This window comes from Amycolatopsis sp. NPDC043885 (assembly GCF_056435685.1).
Map to the genome: position 1 here is coordinate 252,386 of NZ_JBWKEA010000010.1, position 24,147 is coordinate 276,532.

Consider the following 24,147-nt stretch of genomic DNA (forward strand, 5'->3'; position numbering starts at 1 on the left):
GGACTCGCGTGCTTGGCGCCGGATCTCGCGTGCTTGGCGCCGGATCTCGCGAGTTACGCCTTCAAGCACGCGAGTTCCGTCTCCAAGCACGCGAGATCCGGCTTCAAGCACGCGAGTGCGGGGTTCAGGCGATCGGGGTGACGCCTCGCGGCGACCGGAACGTCCTCGCCGCGATCCAACCGCCGCCCGCGGCCGCCACGGCGGCGATCGCCAGCGAAATGGGGATCGACCAGCCCGAAGGGCGTCCGAGCGCGAGTGCCCGGGTCGCATCGATCGCGTAGGTCAGCGGGTTGAGCGCCGAGACCACTCGCAGCCACGTCGGCATAGTCTCGAGCGGCATGTACGCGCTGGAGGAGAACATCAGCGGGAACATGACCACAAAGGACGCCATCTGCAGCGTTTCGGCCTTGCGCAACCAGGTCGTGATGGCGACGAAGATCCAGCTCAGGCACCAGCCGACGACGAGCGTGAGCACAAGGGCGGCGGTGATGCCGAAGACGCCGCCGGTCGGCCGGAACCCCAGCAGGACCACGCTGGCGAGCGCGGTCACCAGCAGTTGCACGCCGAGCCGGGCGGAATCCGAGATGGTGCGCGCCACCAGGACGGCCGAAAGGCTGATGGGCATGCAGCGGAGACGTCCGGTGAATCCACTGTAGATCTCCGCGAGCAGGCCCGCCCCCGAACTCATCGCCGTCGTCATCGCGATGTTCACCAGCGTCGCCGGGACGAGGAAGTTCACGTAGCCCTGGTAAGCCGCGACACCGGGCAGCGTGCTGACCCCGTTGAAGACCTGGCTGAACAGCAGGAGGAGCACGATCGGTTGCAGCAGCCCGAAGAACACGAGCCGCCGGTCGCCGAACGCCGTCTTCAGCGAACGTGCGGCGAGCACCCGGACCTGGGTGGCGAAGGTGCTCGGCGGCCAGGTCGACGGGTCACCCAGCACCGGCGGGGACGGCGCGCGATGCCGTGCCTCGGTCATGACGTGACCGCCGGATTCCGGTGCAGCGAAAGGTAGACGTCGTCGAGCGTCGGCTCGGCGACGGTAAGGTCCTTCATCGGCGCCCCCGCCGCGTCGAGCGCGCGCACCAGCACCGTGATGTCGGCGGGCCCGGACAACGCGACACCGAGCACCAGCCCGGAGGCCGACGTCGTGCAGCTCATGCCGAGCCGGTGCACCGCGGCCAGTGCCCGGCGGGCGGCGAGGTCGGTGCCGAAGGTCAGGGTCGCGGTCCGTTCCCCGAGCCTGGCCTTCAGCTCCGACGGCCGCCCGGCAACGGTGACGTGCCCCAGCCCCAGCACGATGACGTGATCCGCCAGCCTGTCCGCCTCCTCGAGGTACTGCGTGGTGAGCACGACGGTGGTGCCGCGCGCGGCGAGCCGTTCGACGCCGTCCCAGAGCCCCGCGCGGCTGAGCGGGTCGAGGCCGGTCGTCGGTTCGTCGAGGAAGAGGACGTCGGGGGAGCCGACGAGCCCGGCGGCGAGGTCGAGCCGCCGCCGCATGCCGCCGGAGTACGTCCGCGCGGGCCGGTCGGCCGCGTCGTCGAGGCCGAACATGGCGAGCAGTTCGGCCGCGCGAGCCCTGGCCTGATGCCGGTTGGCGCCCAGCAGCCGGGCGACGAGTTCGAGATTGCCGCGCCCGGAGAGCGCGTCGTCGACCGCCGCGAACTGGCCGGTGACCCCGATCCGCCGCCGGACGTGATGCCCGGCGCGCACGACGTCGAAACCGCAGACCTTGGCGCTGCCGCCGTCCGGTTTGACGCGCGTGCTGAGGATGTCGATCAACGTCGTCTTGCCCGCGCCGTTGTGGCCGAGCACCGCGAGCACGGTGCCACGGCCGACCCGGAGACTGACGCCGGCGAGGGCCGTCACTTCACCGTAGTGCTTGGCGAGGCCGGTCACCTCGATGGCAGCCTGCTCCATTCGCCGAACGTAGCCGGGGTTTCGGTGCGGCCGCAAGCTTTTGGGCTCGTGAGTGGCAAGGACGGTTAGAACCGTCATTACCACTCACGAGACCCGACGCAAAACAGTTACGCCCATTACAATCTTTTCCTGTCGCGGACCCTCCATTCCCGAATTACTTGTCCCTCTGGCATTCCGTCAGTAGCGTGCAGCACCAGTTGGCCGTTCGGCCGGACAAGTCGAAATGAGGAAGCCCGTATGTCAGTGCTGACCGGGCGCGTTCTGCGCGCCTTCCTGCTCCCGGCGGTGCTGGGGCTGGGGGCGCTTTCCTTGGCTTCCGCCTCCGCAGATCCCGCCAGGACACAGCAGACACCGGAAGCCTTCGCGCAGGAACCCGCCGTCGCGCAAGCCGGATTGACGTTCGGTTTCTACGTCGGCGACGACCAACAGCCCACGACCAGCCGCGTCGCGAAACTCGGTTCGGACATCACCTTCCCGCAGGGCCGGTTCGACGGCAAGATCCTCGGTTTCAGCGACACCTCGCCGATCACCGGCAAGCTCGCCATCCCGCCGACTTCGAGTTATTTCGTGTCCTTCCGGTTCATGCCCGCCACCGGCGATGTCGCGCTCATCCCGGACGGCGACGCGACCGGTGTGGTCGACGTGGACACCGGCGCCACAGGCGACTGCAAGGAGGTCGGCACCAACATCTGCGCGCATACCGATGTCACGAACAAGGTGTTCATCAAACTCTCGAACGTCAAAGTGGACGGCAAGGTCCTCGACGTCGGACCGAACTGCCGGACCGCGCAATCGGTCGCGGTGAACATCAAGGCCCTGGTGCCGCTCGCGGTCCCCGCCCCGCCGGTGAAGGTCACGAGCACCTTCACGACACCGGGGTTCACCGGATGCGGGGTGCGTGAGGATCTGAGCCCGTTGCTGACCGGGCTGGTGTCCGGTCCTGGAAACACCCTGGTCACCAACCTCAGGCTGCGATGCGTCGGCGATGGCCCGCCCCCCAACGGATGTGGAGCCTGACGATGGCCAATCCAGTCGCCCTGCTCGCCCGCGCGCCGGAGAAGGCCGCCGCGGGCCTGCGCGAGTTCGGCCGCATGTGCGCCATGGGGATCGACGTCGTCCTCGCGATGTTCCGCCGCCCAGTGCAGGTCCGCGAGTTCATCCAGCAGTTCTGGTTCATCGCGAGTGTGTCGATCACCCCCGCGATCCTCGTGTCGATCCCGTTCGGCGCGGTCATCTCGCTGCAACTGGGTTCGCTCACGAGCCAGATCGGCGCACAGCAGTTCAACGGCGCCGCGAGCGTCCTCGCGGTGGTGCAGCAGGCCAGCCCGATCGTGACCACGCTGATCATCGCGGGAGCGGGCGGTTCGGCGATCTGCGCGGATCTGGGCGCCCGCTCCATCCGCGAGGAGATCGACGCGATGGAGGTGCTCGGCGTCTCGCCGATCCACCGGCTGATCGTGCCCCGTGTGCAGGCGGCCATCGGCGTTTCGGTGCTGCTGAACGGTTTGGTCAGCGTCGTCGGCGTGCTCGGCGGCTACTTCTTCAACGTCATCGTGCAGGGCGGGACGCCGGGCGCGTACCTCGCGAGTTTCAACGCGCTCGCCCAGCTGCCCGACCTCGTGGTCAGCTCGATCAAGGCGTTCATCTTCGGTTTCCTCGCCGGCGTCGTCGCCGCCTACCGGGGCCTGAACCCCAAGGGCGGCCCCAAAGGCGTGGGCGACGTCGTCAACCAGTCGGTGGTGATCACGTTCCTGCTCCTGTTCTTCGTCAACACGATCCTGACCGCGCTGTACCTGCAGCTCGTCCCGGCGAAGGGAACCTGATCCCGTGACCAGCGTCCCCGAACGGGCCCGCGAGGCGTTCAAACGCCCCGGCAACAGTCTTTTCGAGCTGGGCGACCAGTTGCTGTTCTACATCCGCGCGCTCGCGGCGATCCCGATGGCGGTCACCCGCTACTTCCGGGAAGTGGTACGCCTGCTCGCCGAAGTGACCTTCGGCAGCGGGGCCCTCGCGGTGATCGGCGGGACCGTCGGAGTGATGGTCGGTCTGTGCGTGTTCACCGGGATCACGGTGGGGCTGCAGGGTTTCAGCGCGCTGAACCAGATCAACATCTCCGCGATGACCGGCTTCCTCACCGCGTACTTCAACACCCGCGAGATCGCTCCGCTGTCGGCGGGGCTCGCGTTGTCCGCGACCGTCGGCGCCGGGTTCACCGCACAACTGGGCGCCATGCGGATCTCCGAAGAGATCGACGCACTCGAAGTGATGGCCGTGCGCAGCATGCCCTACCTCGTCACCACCCGGATCGTGGCCGGATTCATCGCGATCATCCCGCTGTACGTGATCGGCCTGTTGATCTCCTATCTCGGCTCGCGGGTGACCACGGTCGTCTTCTTCGGACAGTCCGGCGGAACCTACGACCACTACTTCTCCCTGTTCCTGCCGCCTGAAGACGTGCTGTGGTCGTTCGCCAAGGTCCTCGTCTTCAGCGTCGGCGTCATCCTCACGCACTGCTTCTACGGCTATCGCGCCGCCGGCGGCCCTGCGGGCGTCGGGGTCGCGGTCGGTCGCGCCGTGCGGACGTCGATCGTGCTGATCAGCGTGCTGGATCTGTTCCTCAGCCTGGCGATCTGGGGCGCCACCACGACCGTGAAGGTGTCCGGATGAGCGCGCGCGCCCGGACGCAGGCGGCGGGGGTGGTCTTCCTCGTCATCCTGGTGCTGCTCGGCTGGCTCGCCGTCGCCATCTTCAACAAGGACTTCGACCGCGCGGAACTGGTCACGCTCAAAACCGACAGGGTCGGCAACCAGCTGGCCCCGCCCGCCGAGGTCAAGGTCCGCGGCGTCCCGTTCGGCGAGGTCAGGGCGGTGCGGGGCACCGCGGAAGGCGCGGAGATCGATCTCGCCCTCGATCCGGCGAAGATCGATCAGCTGCCGCGCAACGTCTCGGCGCGGTTGCTGCCGAAGACGGTGTTCGGCGAGCGTTACGTCAACCTCGTGCTCCCGGAGCGGCCCGCGGGAGGTTCGCTGCGCGACGGCGACGTCATCGGCCAGGACCGGTCTTCCAACGCGATCGAGCTGGAACGCGTCCTCGGCGATCTGCTGCCGCTGCTGCGTGCGGTGCAGCCGCAGAAACTGAACAGTTCGCTGGGCGCGATCTCGCTCGCGCTCGACAACCGTGGGAAGTCCTTGGGGGACAGCATCGTCCAGCTCAACGACCTCCTTAACCAGGTGAACCCGCTGATGCCGCAGTTCAAGGCCGACATCAGCGGTCTCGCCGACGTGGCGGATCTGTACACCGGTGCCGCGCCGGACATCCTCAAGGCGCTCTCGGATCTCTCCACCACCGCGAAGACCATTGTGGACACTCGGGCGGACCTCGACAAGCTGTACGCCAGCGTCACCACCGCGAGCGGCGACCTGAACAAGTTCCTGGTGCAGAACAAGGACAACATCATCGGCGTCAGCGTGAAGAGCAGGCCGACACTCGAGCTGCTTTCCCGATATTCGCCCGAGTTCCCTTGCCTGTTCGACGCGGTGAACCGCCTCAAGCCGGTGATGGAGAAGGCTTTGGGCAAGGGAACCGGGGAGCCGGGACTGCACGTGACGTTGTCCGTCCACGATCCGCGCGACAAATACGTGCCGGGCCGGGACGATCCGCGGTTCGACCAGAAGGGCGGGCCGCGCTGCTACGGCGGCGGCGGGACTTCGGCGGCGGTGGCGTTCGCCGCCGATGGGGACCTCGGCCCGGCCAATTCGAAGGGGGAGCGGGGGCTGGTCGCCGAGATGCTGGCGCCGTCGCTCGGGATGAAGCCGGCCGAGGTCCCGGACTGGAGCAGCGTGCTCGTGGGCCCGGCCTTGCGTGGTACGGAGGTGACCGTCCGATGAGGGGTATCGCGGGGCCGGCGATCAAAGGCCTGGTCTTCTTCGTGATCACCGTGGTGGCGACCGGGATCCTGGCCATCACCATCGCCAACTCCGGGGTCGGCACGACGGTCGGCTACACCGCGAGGTTCACCGACGCCACGTCGGTCAACCCCGGTGACGAGGTCCGGATGTCCGGTGTCCGCATCGGCCAGGTGGATTCGGTCGGGGTGGTCGAGCGTCGGCTGGCGGACGTGCGGTTCTCGGTCGAGAACAAACGCCGCCTCACCGCCGGGGCCACGGTCACCATCAGGTACCGCAACCTCGTCGGCCAGCGATATCTCTCGATCGATCCCGGCCCGGACGGGCCGGCGGTGCTCGACGACGGCGCGTTGATCCCGCCGGAGCGGACGCATCCCGCGCTGGATCTGACGGCGTTGTTCAACGGATTCAAGCCGCTGTTCCAGGCACTTTCGCCGAGTGACGTCAACCAGCTGTCGTTCGAGATCGTCCAGGTGCTGCAGGGCGAGGGGAGCACCGTCGACAGCCTGCTCGAACACACCGCGTCCCTCACGAACACCCTGGCGGGCAAGGACGAGGTGATCGGCCAGGTGGTCGGGAACCTCAACACGGTGCTCGACACGCTCAACTCCCAGGGCGACCAGTTCGACAAACTCGTCGACGTCACCGCGCAGCTGGTCTCCGGGCTCGCCGGCGACGCGAAACCCATCGGGCAGGCGATCGGCGGGCTCGGCGAGCTCACCACCGCCACCGCGGATCTGCTCCAGGACGGCCGCGCGCCGTTGAAGGACAGCATCAACACCCTCGGCGACCTCTCGAAGAATCTCGCCGACAACACCCCGGTGTTCGAGCAGTTCCTGGCGAACCTCCCGAAGAAGCTGGACCGCATGGGCTCGATGGTCTCGTACGGCTCGTGGTTCAACTTCTACCTGTGCTCGGTGAAATCGGACGCACCGCCCGCCCCGGGCGGCCCGCCGGTCGGGATCCCGCTGACCCAGGGACGGTGCCGGTGAAAGCGCCGAGGATCAAACCGTTCCGCAGCCGCAACCCGATCGTCGTCGGCGCCGTCACGGCGCTGCTGATGGCGGTGGCGGGCTCGGCCACCTTCTTCTCCGACGATCTCCCGCTGGTCGGCGGCGGAACCACGTACGCGGCCGAATTCACCGAAGCCGCCGGTCTCAAACGCAACGACGAGGTCCGCGTGGCCGGGGTCAAGGTCGGCGAGGTCTCCGACGTCCTGCTGGACGGTGGCCGGGTCAAGGTCCTGTTCCGGGTCAGGGACACCTGGATCGGCAACCGCACCACCGCCGCGATCAAGATCAAGACCCTGCTGGGGCAGAAGAACCTGGTCCTCGACCCGGTCGGCAACGCGGAACTCGATCCGGACGAGCCGATCCCGGTGCAGCGCACGAGTTCCCCGTACGACGTCACCACGGTGTTCAACGACCTCGCGAACACGGTGGGAGCGATCGACACCGACCAGCTGGCGAAGGCGTTCGGGACCCTGTCGGAAACGCTCGGCGCCTCCACCCCGCAGGAGGTCCGGACCGCGTTCGACGGCATCACCGCGCTGTCCAAGACGCTCGCATCTCGCGACCAGGAGCTGGTGAAGCTGTTCGAGAACACGAACAAGGTGTCGAAGACGCTCGGGGACCGCTCGCAGCAGATCGAGGCGTTGATCCGCGACGGGAACACTCTCCTCACGGAGCTGAACGCGCGCAAGGACGCCATCGCGAAGCTGTTCAGCGGGGTGAAGAACCTGTCGATCCAGCTCAAGGGACTGGTGGCGGACAACCAGAAGACGCTCGGCCCGGCGCTCGACCAGCTCGATCGGGTCGCCACCGTGCTGCTGCGGAACCAGGACAAGCTCAACGAGAGCCTGCGGCTGGCCGGGCCCTTCTACCGCCTGCTCGGCAACGCGGTCGGCAACGGCCGCTGGATCGACACCTACATCTGCGGACTCGTCCCGACCGGCGGCACACCGGGCAGCTGCATGCCTTCGAGGAAGGGGGGACGCTGATGGGGCGCCACTTCACGTTGTCGGATCTCGGGGCGCAGGCCCGGCGGCGGGCCTGGGTACGGAGGCTCGCGCTCGCCGTCGTCGCCGGGCTCCTCGTGACGGCGGCCTGGCCGCTGCTGACCAGGCAGGCCGACCGTGTCCTGACCGGGTTCTTCACCGCGACCGTCGGGGTGTACCCGAACACCGAGGTGCGGGTGCTCGGTGTCCCGATCGGTTCGGTGACCAAAGTCGAACCGCGCGGCACGAACGTCGAGGTGACCATGACGGTCCGGCCCGATGTCAAGCTGCCCGCCGACGTCGGCGCCGTCGTGATCACGCCGAGCCTGGTCGCCGACCGGTACGTCCAGCTCACCCCGGTGTACGTCGGCGGGCCGGAACTGGCCGACGACGGGCGGATCCCGCCCGAGCGCACCGTCACCCCGGTCGAGGTCGATGAACTCCTGGGCAGCCTCAACCAGCTGATGACCGCGCTGGGGCCGAAGGGCGCCAACCGGGACGGCGCGGTCAGCGACGTCCTGACCAAGGCCGCGGAGTACCTCGACGGCAACGGCGGCAAGCTCGGCGAAGCGATCAAGAACCTCGGCGAGTTCGCCAGGACCGCGAGCGATTCCAAGGACGACCTGTTCAACTCGGTCGACAACATCAGCAAGTTCACCGCGATGCTCGCTTCGAACGACGACAAGGTGAAACAGGCGATCCAGCAGATCTCCTCGCTCAGCAAGATCCTTGCCGATCAGCGGGACCAGTTCTCCGGCGCGATGACCGAACTGACCGAAGCGCTCAGCGTGGTGCAGGGCTTCATCAAGGACAACCGGGGCAAGGTCAAGTCCGATGTGGACAAACTCGCCGAGATCACCAAGCTGCTCAGTCAGCAGAAGGCGTCGCTGAGCGAAGCACTCGACGCCGCGCCGAACGCGCTGGCGAACGTGCTCGGCGCGTACAACCAGGGCGCGGGAACGCTGGACGGCCGAGGGAACCTCACCGAATTCTCGGGGGCGAAATGAAAAGCAGGACACTATCTGCCGTCCTGGTCCTCGTGCTGGCCGCCACCGGCTGCAGCGGCGGTGTCGACGTCTACGACATCCCGCTGCCGGGCGGGGCCGCGCTGGGCGAGCGCCCGATCCACGTCACGGCGAGCTTCACGAACGTGCTGGACCTCGTGCCCCAGTCCGGGGTGAAGGTCAACGACGTCCCGGTCGGTCAGGTGCGGACCGTCGAGCTGGCGCCGGACGGCCGAAGCGCGGTGGTCGGCCTGCTCATCAACGGGGACGTGAACCTGCCTGCCAACTCCGTCGCACGGCTGCGGCAGGCGAGCATCCTCGGCGAGAAGTTCGTCGAGCTCGCGCCGCCTCCCGAGGGGACCCCGAGCGGGCGGCTGGTCGACGGCGCGGTGATCCCGCTGGCCAGTTCTTCGCTGACCCCGGAGATCGAGGAGGTATTCGGTGCGCTTTCCCTGCTGCTCAACGGTGGTGGCGTCGCGCAGGTGCAGAACATCACCCGTGAACTCAACGACGCGCTCGGCGGCAAGGAAAGCGCGGCACGCAGCCTGCTGTCCAATTTGGACACGTTCGTACGCGGCCTCGACGAACACAAGGCCGAGATCACTCGCGCCATCGAGAGCGTCAACAAGCTCGCGGCGACGCTGAACGCGAACACCGAGGAGATCAAGGCGACGCTGAACGGGCTCACCCCCGGCATCGAGGTGCTGAACCAGCAGCGTCAGGCGCTGGTCGGGATGCTCAAATCGCTGGACGGGCTGACCTCGGTCGCGGTCGATACGGTGAACCGCAGCAAGGACGACCTCGTCGCCGACCTCAAGGCGCTCGAACCGTTGCTGCGGAAGCTGGCCGACTCCGGGGACAAACTGCCGAAGGCGATGGAGATGATCTTCACCTTCCCATTTCCCGACGCCGCGCTCGAAGCCATCCGCGGTGACTACCTGAACACGTTCCTGACCTTCAAGAACAGTGGTGGCCGCTGATGCTGACCAAGTTCGTCCGCGTCCAGCTGGTGGTCTTCGTGACCATCGCGGTCCTCGGCGTCGCGTACGTGGGCGCGACGTACGCGGGCCTGGACAAACTGGTGCTCGATCGCGGGTACACCGTCAAAGTGCGGCTCGCCACCGGTGGCGGCATCTTCACCAACGCCGAAGTCACCTACCGGGGCGTGCCGATCGGCCGGGTCGGTGAACTGCGGCTGACGGCCTCCGGGATGGAGGTCGATCTCGAAATCGAGCCAGGCGGCCCGGAAGTGCCCGCGGACACCGAAGCCGTCGTCGCCAACCGATCCGCCGTCGGCGAGCAGTACGTCGATCTGCGGCCGCGCCGCGGCGACGGCGCCATGCTGCGCGACGGTTCGGTGATCGCCGAGGCGGACACGAAGATCCCGCTGCCGGTGGACATCGTCCTGTCCAGTGTGGACTCTTTCGCCAATTCGGTGCCGAAGCCCGCCCTGCGGACCGTGGTCGACGAGCTGTACAACGCGACGTCCGACGCCGGCCCGGCGCTGGACCAGCTCGTCGGGCGGGGGATCGAGTTCGTGCAGGAGGCGAGCGCGCATGTCGGCCCGCTGACCCGGCTCGTGACCGACGCGCAGACCGTGCTCGACACCCAGGTCTCGCAGGCGGACGCGATCCGCTCGTTCGGTGCCAACGCGAAACTGCTCGCCGCGACCTTGAAGAGCTCCGACGGCGATCTGCGGCGGCTGATCCCGGCCGTCCCCGCGGCCGCGAACGAGGTCAGCACGCTTCTGCGGGAGACCGGCCCCAGCCTCGGCATCCTGCTGGCCAACCTGCTGACCACCGCGGACGTGCTGGAAACGCGCCAGGACGGCCTCGAACAACTGCTGGTCACCGCGCCGAAAGCGGTCGCCGCGGGGCACGCGATCATGGGACCCGACGGCGCGCACGTCGGTCTCTCGCTGACGTTCTTCGATCCGCCGCCGTGCGTCACCGGTTACGGGACCGCCTACCGCGACGGACTCGACACTTCGCCGCGTCCGTTGAACACCGCGGCGCGCTGTGCCCTGCCCAAGGGCAACCCCACGAACGTGCGCGGCTCGCAGAACGTGCCGGGAAGGTGAAGGCCATGACTCGAATCGCCGCGTTCCTCGCCGCGATCGCCACGGCTTTGGCGGCTTGGTTCGGCTACTCGTGGTGGGAAGCGAGCCACGACGAAGGTGTCGCGCGGGCGACGGTTCGCGAGGAGGCGTTGCAGGTGGGCAGACAGGCCGTCGCCGCTCTGACCACTTTGGACTACCGGCAGGCGGAGCAGGGCTACCAGAACTGGCTGAACCTGTCCGGCGGCGCGTTGCACGACGAACTGGCGCGCGACCGTGAAGGCGGTCTCGGCCGGATCGGCCAGGCGAAGACCGTGACCACCGGCCGGGTCGTCGACGCCGCGGTGACCGAAGTGGACAGTGGCGGTGGAACGGCCGAGGTGATCGCTTCGGTCGAACTCGAGGTGCGGCCCGAAGGCGGGGAAGCGGTGACCAAGCACAACCGGTTCCGCGCCGGCCTGAACCGGACACCGGACGGGTGGCGGGTCACGTCGCTCGGCCAGGTGCCGGTGACCGACACCGGAAAGCCCTGACGGAGGACGGGATGACCACGAAACGAGCCGTCAAACCGGCGCGGCGCGCGGTGAAGGTCGCCGGGAAGATGGGCGGTGGCACAAAGGTACTCGAACCTGCGGAAGCCTCGGAGGAGGCTCCGGCCGATCCTCCCGCCGTCGCTCCGGTGCGGCGGCGGGGTGCGCTGGTGTTCGGCGCGGTCGCGCTGGTGATGGCGGCTCTGGCGGGGTGGTTCGCCATCGAGGCGCGGGACGCCACGGCGGTGCTGGCGCACAACACGGCGCTGACCGACGTCGCCACCACCGCGGAGGTGAGCGATCAGATCGGCAAGGCGCTCGGCACGGTCTTCTCCTACCGCTACGACGACCCCGCCAAGAGCGAGCAAGCCGCGAAAGAGGTCCTCACCGGGCCGGCGCTGGGGCAGTACGACCAGCTGTTCGCGCAGGTCCGGGGGCTCGCGGCGGAGCAGAAACTGGTCGTGACCTCGACCGCGGTGGTCTCGGGAGTGAAGGTCCTCGACGGGGACCGGGCGTCGCTGCTGGTGTTCCTGGACCAGACCGGCGTGCGCGGGGACGGGCAACGCAGTACCGGTGCGGCTCAGCTGAGCGTCAGCGCGGAACGGGCCGAGGGGAAGTGGCGGGTGACCGCCCTGGCGGCCGCCTGACTTGAGCGGTCGCCGGTCCGTGAAGGCCTCCTTCCCTACTCTCAAGGTAGGGAAGGAGGCCTTCACGGGCTTTCGCCTCAAGAAGGGGCCGCCCGAAGGGTCAGGATCCCGGCAAAGTCGGCTATCCGCGGGTCAAGCGGGTGCCGGATGGGACACTGTCGGTGTGACCGTGTCTGCTTCGGGCGTTTTGTGATGGGGTCGTGAGTGGCAAAGAGGGTTATAGAGGGGTAAGTCAAACGTGGCGTGCCGGAGTTGGCGGCAGGAGCGGACTTGCCGAAGAGACACCTTCCTGACTGTCCATAAGGGACGTTTTCCGTGGTGTCAGTGCCCGAGTTGAGCGATTTGTGCGATTTGGCGAGGGGGTCGTGAGTGGCAAAGAGGGTTAGAACCCTACTTGCCACTCACGACCCCCTTGCCAAAGCGGGCATATGGCCTTGAAACAGACATTTCGTCACCGGAAAGCGTCCCCTGTGGACACTCAGAGCGCAGCTGACTCCTGTCGGCCAGTCCAGAACCACACCGGGAAGGGCCGCCTCTCCGCCTTGACCCAGCGAAGGGGTCCTTCACCGCAGAGGCTCGGTCACGCCACATTTGACTTACCCCTCAATGGAACCCTCTTCGTCACTCACGACCCCGCTCGAAAACCGTACAGATGCGCTCAAACGGACGTCCACCTGTCAGCTGGCGTCCTTGTGGACACCGTCCGTTCAAGCCCCCTGCCGTCGGCCCCGTTCGAATCACCAAGAGCGACACCGAGCAGCGTTTACGCGACTTTGCCGAGCCCCTGACCCTGAGCCTAGGGAAGGAGGCCCTCACGGGCTTTCGTGGTCCTGCTGGGTGCCGTGCCTGGAGGAGGGTTGCGAAAGCCACTCTCTTTCGCAATCTCCGGCCGCCGTCGGGCTCACGACCGCCCGGCGATCATGTCCCGAAAGCGGCTTTCGCGACACCACCCTCCAGAACCCAAAGGCCTGTTGCGCCTGAAGCCCCTTCCCTCGGCTCAGCCGAGGAAGAGGGCTTCACGTACTTTCCTCGGCCGAGCCGGGTGTCCCCAATGCCACATTGGGGACACCCGAGCGGTCCGCCGCAAAGCCTCAAGAAGGGGCCGCCCGAAGGGCCAGGATCATCTCGAACCGTCGCTCAGGGTCCCGCAGCCCGTCCGCGAACAGCGCCTCCAGCTCTTGGGCACGGGACCGCACCGTCTGCGGATGCACGGCGAGCCGTTCCGCCACCTCGCGGACGTTCCCGCAGGTCTCCAGCCACGCCAGCAGCGTTCCCGCCAGCCGCGAATGCTGCTTCCCGGTCAACCCGGCCAGCGGCCCGAGGCGTTCCCGGACCAGCTCGGCGGCCAGAAACGGCTCCTTGAGCAGCCACAGGCGGGAAAGATGGTCGACGCACCACGTCACGGGCTCGTCGGCGAGCGCGCCGGAGTCGACGAGCCGCAGGGCCTCGCGTGCGGCCCGCAGCGAACGTGCCGCGAAAACGGGTGGGACGGCGGGGCCGATCGCGGCCCGCCAGCCGGTCAGTTCTTCGGCGAACCGGTCCCGTTCGTCCGGTTCGGGGGCGGGGAGCAGAAGACAGGGCGAGGCGCTCTCGAAGTCGGCCAGCGCGGTCGGCGCGGCCGCCGGTGCTTCGTCCGACGGCCGGTCGAGAGCGACGGCGACGAGCAGATCCGGTAGTTGCCAGCGGGCCAGGTCGGCGGCGTGTTTGACGACGTCCGGCGGTGACGGTGGCTCGGCGAGCAGGAGTTCCATCAAACGGTGCCGCCGGCGCTCCAGTGCGCCGGCGGCCTTCTCTCGTGCCTCCGCATGGCCCTCGACCGAGAGCGCCGACAGTTCGTCGATATAGGCGAAGATGGCTTCCGCGAGCAGGCACAGTGTCGCCGAAGGAACTCCCGCGCGTCGGCCCGCTTCGGCCACCCGGCGCCAGGTCACCCTGGCGCCGACGCGGTACGCCGCCTGGAGGACGTCGACGTTGCGGCCCTGGTGGAACTCCTGGACGCCCAGGCTCAGGAATACGCTCCGGCGGTCCTCCGACGGCGCTTCCGGGTTCCCGATCCGCTCCACGAACTGCAGGAACGCCATCTGGACGCCGGTCTTGAGCGCCTTCCCGAACGCGCCGTCCAGCGGCCGCGCGTAGTCGGGGATGGTCCGCTGGATCTCGCGGACCACCTCCCCGGCCACGTCGGCCAGCACCGGTCTGAACACCGTCGCCAGCTCTCTCGGCAGCAACGCCCAGAGCTGGACCGGGCGCCCGCTCGGCCCACCCGGCCGGGCAGGCGTGAGCAGCGGACCGTACGTCGCCTCGACCCCGCTGCGGGCGTCCTGCGGTCGGGTCACCTCGTCACCTCGTTGTGAGTGGGAAACGCTTATCTGTCAGTCCTCGGCGAGCAAGGCCTCCGCGCGCAGGGCGATCTCCATGTCGAGCCGGTCGTCGGCGTTGTTCAACCGGTCGCCGAAGAGATCGATGAGCTGGTGCATGCGGTACCGGACGGTCTGCGGGTGGACCTTGAGTTTCTTCGCGATCTCCGGAGCGCTGCCCCGGGATTGCAGCCAGATCAGCAACGTCTCGCCGAGCCGCGCCCGCTGTTTGGGGGTGAGGTCGTCGAACGGGGCGAGGCTGCGCGTGCACAGTTCACGGACCAGGAACTCGTCCGCGAGCAGCCACAGGGTGGACAGATGATCGCTGTACCGCGTGACCGGATTGTCCGGAAGGACCCCTCGCTGGACCAGCCGCAGCGTGCGGCGCGCCCACAGCAGGGAGCGCGGCGCTTCGGTGAGCCGCACGGCCGGGCCGATCACCGCGCGCCAGCCGGGGAGCCGTTCGGCGAGATCCTTCAGATGCTTGTCCGGGTCGCCGGTGACCAGGCAGGGTTTGGGGCCTTCGAAGTCGACGAGGACGTCGGCGTCCAGGTCGGCGCTGTCGGGGTCAAGCGGGCCGAGCCGTCGCTCCAGCGCGACGACCGTGATCTCGGTCGGCAGCGCCCACTGCGCGTTGGCGGCGTGGGACGCGATCGACTGCGGTGAGGACGGGGGATCGGAGAGCATCAGTTCGAGCAGCCTGCGCCTGCGTCTGGCCCTGGTGCCCGCGGCCCGCTCCTGCGCGGCCGTGTAGCCCTCGATGGACAGTGCGGAAATCTCGTCCACGTAAGCGAAAATCGCTTCGGCCGCGGTGCACAGGAGATCGGCGTCCGCTCCGATCGCCTGCCCGAATTCCGAAACGTGCCGCCACGCGACGCGGCCGCCGACGCGGTAGGCCGTCTGGAGACAGTCGAGGCTGCGGCCCTCGTTGAATTCGACCTTCCCGAGGTTGCGGAACACCGCCGACCATTTGTCGAGCGGCGCCGTCCCCTGACCGACGGTGTCGAGGCAGTGCAGGATCGCCTGCCGGATACCCTGCGTGATCATCTGTCCGAACGCGCCTTCCAACGGCTGCGCGTACTCGGGGACGGCTCGTTGCACCTCCTGCAGGATGGCTCGTGCCAAGGGGTCGGCCCGCGGCCGGAACCGCTCGCCAAGGTCTCTGGGCAGTGACGCCCACAGTCCATTCGCACCGGTGCTGCGCACAGGTCGGTTCTCCACTGGGGTTCTCGGTGCCGGCGTGAAGGCGCGCGGTCGCTGGACCGGACCCGGTGGCTGGCGGAGCGGGGTGGCGGGGTGACGCACGCCGGGGTCGGGTCGTGCGGTCCGCAGATCGTGCCGCGAGAATCCGGTATCCAAGTCGGTCATGTTTTTTATCCTTGCTGGCAACAAAATCAGCCTCTTCAACGGTGAAGCCGATCCAGATTTTGTGGCTCACGCAACATAAAATCCGGCCGAGAGGACTGTCAACGGCTGGCGGGAGCTTGAGCGGCCACCTGGATGGACTACACCCGAACGGGTGGTCCGATCCGATGGTGGGTGACATTCAGGCAGGCCTGAGATGGCGTCCGGATGACAATTTTTCCGGGACGTTTTCGGGCGCTTCCGCCGCCTCGCTGGCGCGGATGAGCACCTCGACGACCTCGTCCAGGCTCAACCGGGCCGGAGCGGTCTCGGTGAGGAAGCGTTCGAGCTCGTCACCGAACCGGGCCGGGTCGGCCACATGTGGAAAGTGTTTCGCATTTTCGAACACCGTCAATCGGCTGTCCGGCAGCACTTCGGCGGTCTTGCGGCCGTGGGCGACCGGGATGAGCGGGTCGTGCGCTCCCCAGACGACGAGGGTGGGCACCTCCCGGGCGAGATAGAGCTTGTCGATCGCGCTCGCGCGCTGGCCCCGGAGGTCGATCAGGCTGCGCGCGATGAACAGGAACGCCCGACGCCTGCCCGGGGCGGCCAGTGACGCAAGGTGACGGGTCAGCTCTCGGGTCTCGGCGGAGAGCTTCCCGCCGAGCGCGCGGCCGGCGGCGGCGATCCCGCGAGCGATCGCGACGGTGACCGGATTGACCGCGACGGTGAGCGTCGCGTTGGCCCCCGGCAGCGCCGTCGCGCGCAGCACAGGGGTCACCTGCGGGCCGAGCCCGGCGCTGCCCACGAGCACCAGCCGGGCGCACATCTCGGGGAACTGGTAGGCGAACTGCATCGCGATCCCGCCGCCGAGGGAATGCCCGACGATGGTCGCGTGCCGGTTCCGGGTGAGCGCGAGGACGTCGCGGACCACACTGGCCATCGCGCCGAGGCCGTAATCGGCCCGAGGTGCGGCCGAATCACCGTGGCCCGGAAGATCGGGGGCGAGGACATGGCGCCCGAACCCGGTGTGCTCGAAGTGGTCGAGCAGCGGGACCCAGGTCTCGCTGCTGCCCGAGATGCCGTGCAGCAGTACGAGCGGTTCACCCGCAGCGTCCTTTGTGGACGGAACGTATTCCCGTAGCCGGATTTCCCGCCCGTGCAGGGTCAGTGTGCGCGCTTCGAGGGCCATGTCCCGCCTTTCCGTTGTCAGGCGTCAAAATAACGTGTAGAACGCCGGGTCCGTCAGCGTGTCGCCGGACACGTCCGGCAATTGCGACCCGGGTGACAAGAATGCCGGGGCCGACCCCGAGCCGGATGCCAAAACCGCGCGGGCGGGGCAATTGCGCATCGACATTTTCCCACCGTCCCGGTATTCAGGAAAGCGTCGGTAAACACCCGTAACGACGGAGAACGCGATGGCCTGCCGGGCGGACTTCCACGTCGATCAGCCGAGGGCGAAGCGTGCCCGCCGCGGCCTCCGCTGGGTGCTCCCCACCGTGCGGCCGCCGGAACGCAGGGTCCGGCGTGTCAGCTCCCTGGCGTCCCTTCGTCGCGGCGGTGGGCGCGCATGAGCCGCTGCGCGCGGAGCGCGAGTTGCATGTTCAGCCGGTCGTCGGCGTCTTTGAGACGGTCGCCGAACAGGTCCTCCAGCTGACGGAGGCGGTTCCGCACGGTCTGCGGATGCACGCCGAGCCGCTGCGCGATCTCCGGCGCGCCACCGCGCGTTTCCAGCCACGCCAGCAGGGTTTCGCTGAGCCGCTCCTGCTGTTTCCCGCTCAGCGAGGTGAACGGGTCGAGGCTCTGCTTGGCGAGTTCGGCACCGAGGAAGTCCTCGGCCAGCAGCCACAGTGTGGCGAGGTGATCCCGGCACCAGATGACCGGGCCGGGCGCGTCCTCACTGTTCAGCAGTAGCGCGCGGCGGGCGGTGCGGAGGGCGGCCGGGGCGTCGGCGAGCGGCACGACGGGGGAGACCGCCACCCGCCAGCCGTCCAGTGCGTCCTTCAGCGGGGCGAGATCGGTGTCCGGATCCGCGGTGAGTAGGTACGGCTCGGCCGTGTCGAGGTCGGCCAGCACGGTGGTGTCCAGGAGGTGGACCGGGAAGGCGGGGGCGCCGGGAGCGCGCTGGAGTGCCACCATGGCCGCGGCTCGCGGAACCCGCCAGCCTGCGCCGTCGGCGAGGCTGGCGATGCTGCACGCGGAACCTTCCGGCGCCTGGGCGATCAGTTCGAGCAGGCGACGGCGCCGGAGCGGGATCGCGTCCGCCGCCCTGGCCTCCGCCTCCTGATACCCCTCGATCGTCGTGGCGCACAGTTCGTCGACGTAGACGAAGACGGACTCGGCCGCGAGCGCGATGACGTCGAGGCCCACGCCGAGCCCGCGCACGATGGGCCGCATCGCCCGCCATGCCGCCCGTGCGCCGATGGTCACGCTGTCGTGCAACGGTTCCAGGCTGCGGCCCTCGGTGAATTCGATCCGCCCGCGCATACGGTAGAAGTCGATCCAGCGGTCGTGGGGCACGTCCGGATCGCCGATGCACTCGACGTAGTGGCGCACCGCCCGTTCGCAGGAGACGACCAGGACGCGGCCGAAGACCCCGCGCAACGGCTGCGAATACGCGGTGACCGAGCGCTGCACCTGTTTGACCATGGCGGCCGCGGCGTGACCGGTATACGGACGCAGTTCTTCGCCGAGCGAACGCGGCAGCGCCGCCAGCATGCCGAAACCGCGGTACTCGACCACCAAGACCACCCTTTGATTTTCTTCGAACCAGGAAGGGAAACATGAATCCGTTTGCATAATCGCGTCGGATCGACGGGAACGGTGCGGGCCGTTTGTACTGGATCGGCGGACGGCCTGTACCCCGAATGTGACGTTGAATTTGCAACGGAAAGTCGCGACGCTCAGCCACGTGACAACGGGCGGGCGTTTCGGTGTGACGTCTTTTGACACGGATGTGTCGGCGGTCCTACGCTCCGTGCATTCGAGTGCGCCGGTGGCGCGCGGACGAAAGGGATTGGGTGCCCGAAATCGTCGGCCTACTTCACAGCGGGGGATCGCACACGTGAGCTGGCAGTCCGTTGGCGTGTTGTGGGAACGCCTGCCGAGGGAACTCGGTGACGCCATCCGCCCGCGCATCCCGGCGATCGCCCGGCACTGTGTCGAAGGCGTGGTGTCCGAGGTGGGCGAATGCGCCGAAGTGTTCAGCGACGGCGAGGCCCGTGCCGCGGCCGTCGAGCTGACCAGGCGCAGTATCGAACGCGCCATCGACCGGGTCGGCGTCCCCGAACTCCTGCAGAACGACCTGCTGGCCGATTTCCGTGCCCAGGGCCGGATCGCGTTCCAGCAAGGGCTCAGCAGGGAGTCCGCGCAGGCGGCGTTCCGGGTCTCGAGCCGGGTGCTGTGGCGTTCGATCGCCGCGATCGGCCGCCAGCTCCAGCTGCCCGGCGACGTCCTCTACGGCGCGGCGGAATGTCTGTTCGGTGACGTCGTCGAAGTGACGATGGCGCTGACGGACGGGTACAACGCCGCCCAAGCCGAGGCGACGGGCCCCGCGGAGCAGCGGGCCAGGCTCTTCCGGCTGCTGACCGGTGGCTCCGGATACAGCCAGGCCGACGCCGGCGCGCTCGCCGTCGCCATCGGCTGGCGGATCCCCGAACGGATCACCGCGGTCGTCTTCACCGCGGCGCCCGGCGCGCCCTCGTTCCCGCCGGGCCTGCTGCCCGCGGCGGTCCCGGTGGACCTTGTCTCCGACGTTCCCGGCGCGCTCGTGGCTTGTCCGGAGGCCGACCTCGGCGGCCTGCGGGACCTGCCGTCCGGCTGGTCGGCGACGGTCGGGGTGTCCGTCCCGGTCGCGCAGGCCGCCGAGTCGTTCCGGATCGCGCGGCGCGCGTCCGAACTCACCCAGCGGGGCATGATCACGACGGTCGGCCCGGTGCTGTGGTGCGAAGAGCACATCACCACGCTGCTGTTGCTCGCCGACGAGTTCCTGCTCGACCGGCTGGCCGGCGAGGCGCTCGAACCCTTGTCGAGGCTGGCGCCGCGCCAGCACGACGAACTGGCGGCGACCCTGCTCACACAGGTGCAGACGCGGGGGAGCGCGCCCGAGATCGCCCGACGGCTCGCCGTGCATCCGCAGACGGTGCGGGCACGGCTGCGGCGGCTCACGGAGCTGTTCGGCGAACGGCTGGACGATCCGGATCAGCGGCTGCGGATCGAGCTGGCGCTGCGCGCGGAACGGTTGCGGCCCGCCGACGTCTGACGCGCTCCCGCCACCGGGAACACCCAGCGGCGGTAGCCCCACCAGCGGAACGCCGAACCCGCCGCGGTGCCCAGCACCATCCCGCTGACGAAGTCGGCGATCTCCTGGACGAGGAAACCGACTTCGGGCACCTCGAGCCGCAGGACGTAGCGCGAGATCAGCGGTGGGCACAGGTTGATCGTCACGGCGATCGCGTTCACGGTGAAGAACAGCGCCGCTTCCGGGAAGCCGCGTCTGCCGCCGCGGGTGTGGAACGCCCAGCGCCGGGACAGCAGATATGAGAAGGCGGTGGTCACGACGGTCGCGATCGCGAGCGCCGTGACCGGTTTCTCTTGCAGGACGGTGAGTTTCAGCCCGTAGTTGGCCCCGAGCGTGAGCCCGAACGCCGCGAGGCCGACGGTGGCGAACCGGAGCAGCTCACGCCGCTCGCCGGTCCGCGCACCATCGTCCACAAAGGATGCCGGGGCGGTTCTGAGCACCGCCCGGCTCAGCAGTTCGACGTCGCCGGGGTGCCCGTGACCCGGTCCTTGAGGAAGGCGAGCACGTCGGCGTTGCCGGTGTAGACCGCCGTGATGTGGTCGGTGTCGAAGGTCTTCCAGGTCGTCTTGACACCCGCGGCGCAGTAGGCCTTGCGCAGCGCCTCGGCCTGCGCGAACTGCACGAGCTGGTCCTGGGTGGCGTGGTAGAGGAATACCGGGACCTTCGGCGGAGTGCCGCCGAGCTTGTTCTCGTTGAGCCGCTTCACCCATTCCGGCCGCACGTAACCGGCGCTGGTCGTGTAGTCGGCGATCTTCTGATTCGCGTAGGTGGTGAGCAGCTCGAAGGTGCACGCGCTCTTCTGCATCTCCGCCAGCTTCACGCGGCCGTTGTCGCTGAGGAACGAATCCAGCTTCAGCTCGGGATAGGCGTGGTCGAGGCCGATCAGTGCGTAGGCGAAGACGCCGAAACCGAATTTTCCGTCGAGTTGCAGCGTGACCTGGACGAGGTCGGCGGGCACGCCGCCGGCGGCGACACCGACGAGGTTCAGCTCCGGCGCGTAGGCCGGTTGCAGTTCGCCGGCCCAGGCCGCCGCCCCGCCGCCCTGCGAGTACCCGCGGAAGAGCACCTTGGCGTCGGTGGACAGGTTCGCCTCCGGCAGGCGCTGCGCGGCGCGGACCGCGTCGATCATCGCCGGTCCTTCCGAACGCCCGACCACGTACGTCGTCTTCGGATCCTGGCGATAGCCTTCGTAGTCGGTGAGCGCGACGGCGAATCCGGCGTCGAGCGCGTCGTCGAGGCCGGATTGCTCGTAGAACGCGCCGATGTCGATCATCTTCGACGGCGTGCAGTGGAAGGCGGGGCCGTGCGTACCGGCGCCGAACGAGACGATCGGCGCCTTCGCCGGGTCCACGTTCTTCGGTACCAGCACGGTCCCGGTCACCGCGTCCGGCCGCCCGAGGGCGTCGGTCGACAGGTACATCACCTGCCACGCGTTGACGGAATCCTTACGCGGACCGGCTTTCGAGACACGCGAGCGGATGATGTCACCCGGTTTGCCCGCCGGGAGCGGGGACGGCGGGGTGTAGAACGAGTCGTCGGACGCCGACGGGGCGGCGGAGCTCGCCGGGCTCCCGCTCAGCACGGTCAGGAGACCGGCAGACAGGACGATCGCCAGGGCGACGGCGAGCGTCCGGCGGGACGGGCGGGGGAACGGGGTCGGCACGGCCGGGCCTCCAGAGGCGGTGGGCTGGGTGAGGGGCAGAGCGTCGCGAAAGCCACTTTCAGGACATCAGGTGTCCCGAAAGTGGCTTTCGCGACACCTGCCCCGGGCTTCGAGGGTGTCCGCTCAGGCGTTGCCGCCGTAGACCTGGCGGCAGGTCGTGGACTCGGCGAACGCGAGCTCCAGTTCGGGGTTGGCACGAAGGTGCTTGATCGGGCCTTCCGGCTCGCTCAATCCGCTCATCGTGCTGTCGGCGTCGGCGACCACCTTCTGCAGGCTCGCCTGGTCGGTGACCTTCGCGTCCTGCATCCGCGTCAGGGTGGCGGACACCTTCGATTTGGTCTCACCGAGCGTGGTGGTGGCCTTGTCCACAGCGGACTGTCCATCCGGGACCGGTGGCACACCGGCGTTCCGGATCCCGCCCGCCATGTCGTCGAGCGCGGCGGACAGCGAATTCAGGAAACCCACCATGGCGGTCTTGGTCCCCTGCGGGTCGGCGGGGTCGAACGCGGGTGGCTTGGACAGCTTCGCCGAGCCCGTCGCGACACCCGAGCACACCTTGTCCACCCAGGCGAGCGCGGCCGGGTCGGCGTGTCTGCCGGCGTCGGCGGGATCGTCGGACCCGCAGGCGCTCAACAGGACCGCCGCGGCGGTCGTGGAGACGGCGGCGAACGCGATTCGCGCTGCCATGCGGCGCATTCTTTTCATGGTTTCCCCGTCGAATTCGGCGAAAGAGAGCCTGCCCCGGCGCGACGAGCGGGATTCCGCACTGGTCGGCGGTGACCGGCTTGCTGAACCGCGAGGTTACTCACGAAAGATTCAGGCAGGCAAGGCGGCCGCGACACCGAAAAAGGTGATTGGCATGCGCGAGATAGTTTTCAGTGGTGAGATTGTCACTCTCGTCAGCGGTTCCGCGAGCGGTCTTACCTGGCTCTGAACTGGGGAAACCCATGTGCCGCTACTAGGAACCAGCCGGTTGTACCGTGCCCGCGTGACAATTTACCCGTGGCCGGTCAACTTTTCCGGTGGAGCACTTGATAGCGGTGTGGACGCGTCGTTAGTTTACTGTTCGGTTGCGATCCGTCAGACATCGTCGCTACCCGGAGAATTCTCTCGGGCCGATATTCATTGCTCTGGGGAATTGTACGCCGTTTCGTATCATCGTTGATACCACGGAAGGACGATCGTGAGTCACCGTAGAGGAACCAAGAAGGCGGTCGCCGCCGCCGCTGCCGGTGCCGTGGGGCTTGCCGCCGCGGTACTCGTGGTCGGGGCACAGTCCAGTGTCGCCGATCCGATCTCGCTCCCGCTCAACTACCACTGCGACCTGCCGCTCGTGGGGTCGCAGTCGCTGAAGGTGGTGATCAACACCGATCTTCCGCTGTCGGTCAAGACCGGTCAGCCGACCGGCACGTTCGACATCAAGGCCGTCTCCACGATCAACGCGGACACGGTCAGCGGGCTCAACCTGATCGGTGCGACCACGCTGGAAGGACAGGCCGTCGCGGCGGCGACCGTGGCGGCACCGGGGCTCAACCTCCCGGTCAACGTCCCGAACGACATCGCCAAGCAGAACATCCCCACCTCGGGCGAGATGACGGTCAACGCGGCGGGCAAGACGCCTTCGCTGACCTTCAACCAGCCCGGCGAAGCGAAGATCACCGTGGGTGACCTGCAGCTGAAGGTCACCCCGCGCAAGGCCGACGGTTCGGTCACCGGCATCACGCCGGACGGCACGATCGACGCGCCGTGCAAGCAGGATCCTGGCCAGAACAACACGCTGGCCACGATCAAGATCGGTGACGGCGGTGGCGGCACGACCACGCCCACCACCCCGACAACGCCCACCACTCCCACGACGCCGACCACCCCGACCACGCCGACGACCCCGCCCACTACCACCACCACGCCCGGTGGCGGCGGGATCAAGTACGCGTTCGGCATCAAGGGACAGACCGCGCTGAAGTCGCTCGGCAGCACGGCGGCGATCAACGGTGGCTTCGACGCGGACGTGGATCTCGCGTCGAAGACGTTCACCGGTGACCTGAAGCTCGACCCGTCGTCCACCCAGTTCAAGCTGTTCGGGTTCGTCGACGGCCGTTCGGAGATCAAGGTCGAGCAGGTCGGCAAGCAGACCGGTGAGCTCGTCGGCACCGGGTTCAAGGCGCACATCAAGTTCAACGTGTTCCTGCCGAGCGTGCAGGTCTTCGGGATCCCCATCAGCAGTGACCCCAAGTGCGGCACGGTCAGCCCGTCCACCAGCGAGATGACCACCGGTCCGGACTTCGACCTGCTCAAGGGCGGGAAGCTCACGGGCACCTACTCGCTGTCGGCCCTGCAGAACTGCGGTCAGCTGAACGACTGGATCAGCGCGTTCGCCAAGAGCGACGGCAACACGCTCGATCTGAACCTCACCAAGAAGTAAGTC

The 24,147-nt window shown here is 68.2% G+C and carries 23 protein-coding genes; 14 read left to right on the forward strand and 9 right to left on the reverse strand.

What is annotated here, in order from left to right; all coding sequences use genetic code 11:
- Positions 1 to 124: 124 nt before the first annotated feature.
- Together AC069I_RS27310 and AC069I_RS27315 are read right to left on the reverse strand one after the other, a co-directional pair.
- On the reverse strand, positions 125 to 979 hold the full coding sequence (locus tag AC069I_RS27310; protein WP_340685560.1) for an ABC transporter permease: 855 nt from the start codon (positions 977 to 979) through the stop codon (positions 125 to 127).
- Positions 976 to 1,920: an ATP-binding cassette domain-containing protein gene (locus tag AC069I_RS27315; protein ID WP_478224701.1), complete on the reverse strand. Its 945-nt coding sequence runs from the start codon at positions 1,918 to 1,920 to the stop codon at positions 976 to 978. Before AC069I_RS27315 ends, AC069I_RS27310 begins: the two co-directional genes overlap by 4 nt.
- Positions 1,921 to 2,157: 237 nt before the next feature.
- On the opposite strand from AC069I_RS27315, the gene AC069I_RS27320 reads away from it, so the two are divergent.
- From AC069I_RS27320 to AC069I_RS27370, 11 genes are read left to right on the forward strand one after another with little or no spacing between them, the layout of a single operon-like run.
- Complete coding sequence (locus AC069I_RS27320; RefSeq protein ID WP_478266669.1) at positions 2,158 to 2,937, forward strand: hypothetical protein; 780 nt, start codon at positions 2,158 to 2,160, stop codon at positions 2,935 to 2,937.
- Positions 2,938 to 2,939: 2 nt separating this feature from the next.
- Positions 2,940 to 3,743 (forward strand): MlaE family ABC transporter permease, encoded by an 804-nt coding sequence (locus tag AC069I_RS27325; protein ID WP_125796979.1) that lies wholly within the window; start codon positions 2,940 to 2,942, stop codon positions 3,741 to 3,743.
- Between the two features lie 4 nt (positions 3,744 to 3,747).
- Positions 3,748 to 4,587, forward strand: coding sequence for an MlaE family ABC transporter permease (locus AC069I_RS27330; protein ID WP_034315131.1), 840 nt, complete (start codon positions 3,748 to 3,750; stop codon positions 4,585 to 4,587).
- Positions 4,584 to 5,807, forward strand: a complete 1,224-nt coding sequence (locus tag AC069I_RS27335; RefSeq protein WP_478232026.1) for an MCE family protein — start codon at positions 4,584 to 4,586, stop codon at positions 5,805 to 5,807. The genes AC069I_RS27330 and AC069I_RS27335 overlap by 4 nt, the downstream gene beginning before the upstream one ends.
- Complete coding sequence (locus tag AC069I_RS27340; RefSeq protein ID WP_478224698.1) at positions 5,804 to 6,817, forward strand: MCE family protein; 1,014 nt, start codon at positions 5,804 to 5,806, stop codon at positions 6,815 to 6,817. The genes AC069I_RS27335 and AC069I_RS27340 overlap by 4 nt, the downstream gene beginning before the upstream one ends.
- Positions 6,814 to 7,824 (forward strand): MCE family protein, encoded by a 1,011-nt coding sequence (locus AC069I_RS27345; RefSeq protein WP_478224697.1) that lies wholly within the window; start codon positions 6,814 to 6,816, stop codon positions 7,822 to 7,824. The genes AC069I_RS27340 and AC069I_RS27345 overlap by 4 nt, the downstream gene beginning before the upstream one ends.
- Positions 7,824 to 8,828 carry an MCE family protein gene (locus tag AC069I_RS27350; protein WP_478224696.1) on the forward strand — a complete coding sequence of 335 codons (1,005 nt, stop codon included), beginning with the start codon at positions 7,824 to 7,826 and terminating at the stop codon, positions 8,826 to 8,828. Before AC069I_RS27345 ends, AC069I_RS27350 begins: the two co-directional genes overlap by 1 nt.
- Positions 8,825 to 9,805 carry an MCE family protein gene (locus AC069I_RS27355; protein WP_478224695.1) on the forward strand — a complete coding sequence of 327 codons (981 nt, stop codon included), beginning with the start codon at positions 8,825 to 8,827 and terminating at the stop codon, positions 9,803 to 9,805. The genes AC069I_RS27350 and AC069I_RS27355 overlap by 4 nt, the downstream gene beginning before the upstream one ends.
- On the forward strand, positions 9,805 to 10,905 hold the full coding sequence (locus tag AC069I_RS27360; RefSeq protein ID WP_478224694.1) for an MCE family protein: 1,101 nt from the start codon (positions 9,805 to 9,807) through the stop codon (positions 10,903 to 10,905). Before AC069I_RS27355 ends, AC069I_RS27360 begins: the two co-directional genes overlap by 1 nt.
- 5 nt (positions 10,906 to 10,910) lie before the next feature.
- Complete coding sequence (locus AC069I_RS27365; protein WP_478224693.1) at positions 10,911 to 11,414, forward strand: hypothetical protein; 504 nt, start codon at positions 10,911 to 10,913, stop codon at positions 11,412 to 11,414.
- Positions 11,415 to 11,425: 11 nt separating this feature from the next.
- A complete protein-coding gene (locus tag AC069I_RS27370; RefSeq protein WP_478224692.1) occupies positions 11,426 to 12,058 on the forward strand; it encodes a hypothetical protein in 633 nt (210 codons plus the stop codon).
- A gap of 1,091 nt (positions 12,059 to 13,149) precedes the next feature.
- Here AC069I_RS27370 and AC069I_RS27375 read toward each other — a convergent pair.
- From AC069I_RS27375 to AC069I_RS27390, 4 genes are all read right to left on the reverse strand, one after another.
- Positions 13,150 to 14,394, reverse strand: a complete 1,245-nt coding sequence (locus AC069I_RS27375; RefSeq protein WP_340685549.1) for a PucR family transcriptional regulator — start codon at positions 14,392 to 14,394, stop codon at positions 13,150 to 13,152.
- Between the two features lie 36 nt (positions 14,395 to 14,430).
- Complete coding sequence (locus AC069I_RS27380; protein ID WP_478224897.1) at positions 14,431 to 15,621, reverse strand: PucR-like N-terminal domain-containing protein; 1,191 nt, start codon at positions 15,619 to 15,621, stop codon at positions 14,431 to 14,433.
- A gap of 340 nt (positions 15,622 to 15,961) precedes the next feature.
- Positions 15,962 to 16,951: an alpha/beta fold hydrolase gene (locus AC069I_RS27385; protein ID WP_478224691.1), complete on the reverse strand. Its 990-nt coding sequence runs from the start codon at positions 16,949 to 16,951 to the stop codon at positions 15,962 to 15,964.
- Positions 16,952 to 17,289: 338 nt separating this feature from the next.
- A complete protein-coding gene (locus tag AC069I_RS27390; RefSeq protein WP_478266670.1) occupies positions 17,290 to 18,510 on the reverse strand; it encodes a PucR-like N-terminal domain-containing protein in 1,221 nt (406 codons plus the stop codon).
- Positions 18,511 to 18,823: 313 nt separating this feature from the next.
- On the opposite strand from AC069I_RS27390, the gene AC069I_RS27395 reads away from it, so the two are divergent.
- On the forward strand, positions 18,824 to 20,020 hold the full coding sequence (locus AC069I_RS27395) for a PucR-like N-terminal domain-containing protein (RefSeq protein ID WP_478224689.1): 1,197 nt from the start codon (positions 18,824 to 18,826) through the stop codon (positions 20,018 to 20,020).
- Here the strand turns inward: AC069I_RS27395 and AC069I_RS27400 are convergent.
- The 3 genes from AC069I_RS27400 to AC069I_RS27410 all read right to left on the reverse strand — a co-directional run bounded on the left by AC069I_RS27400 (position 19,960) and on the right by AC069I_RS27410 (position 22,409).
- Positions 19,960 to 20,499, reverse strand: a complete 540-nt coding sequence (locus AC069I_RS27400) for a GtrA family protein (RefSeq protein ID WP_478224688.1) — start codon at positions 20,497 to 20,499, stop codon at positions 19,960 to 19,962. The genes AC069I_RS27395 and AC069I_RS27400 overlap by 61 nt on opposite strands.
- Positions 20,500 to 20,507: 8 nt before the next feature.
- Positions 20,508 to 21,722: a lipase family protein gene (locus AC069I_RS27405; protein ID WP_478224687.1), complete on the reverse strand. Its 1,215-nt coding sequence runs from the start codon at positions 21,720 to 21,722 to the stop codon at positions 20,508 to 20,510.
- 123 nt (positions 21,723 to 21,845) lie between these two features.
- Positions 21,846 to 22,409: a hypothetical protein gene (locus AC069I_RS27410; RefSeq protein ID WP_478224686.1), complete on the reverse strand. Its 564-nt coding sequence runs from the start codon at positions 22,407 to 22,409 to the stop codon at positions 21,846 to 21,848.
- On the opposite strand from AC069I_RS27410, the gene AC069I_RS27415 reads away from it, so the two are divergent.
- Both AC069I_RS27415 and AC069I_RS27420 read left to right on the forward strand, forming a co-directional pair.
- A complete protein-coding gene (locus tag AC069I_RS27415; RefSeq protein ID WP_478266671.1) occupies positions 22,408 to 22,656 on the forward strand; it encodes a hypothetical protein in 249 nt (82 codons plus the stop codon). The two genes, AC069I_RS27410 and AC069I_RS27415, sit on opposite strands and share 2 nt — an antisense overlap.
- A 249-nt stretch (positions 22,657 to 22,905) precedes the next feature.
- The gene (locus AC069I_RS27420) at positions 22,906 to 24,144 is read left to right on the forward strand and encodes a DUF6801 domain-containing protein (RefSeq protein WP_478224684.1); all 1,239 of its coding nucleotides are present in this window, start codon (positions 22,906 to 22,908) and stop codon (positions 24,142 to 24,144) included.
- Positions 24,145 to 24,147: the final 3 nt, after the last annotated feature.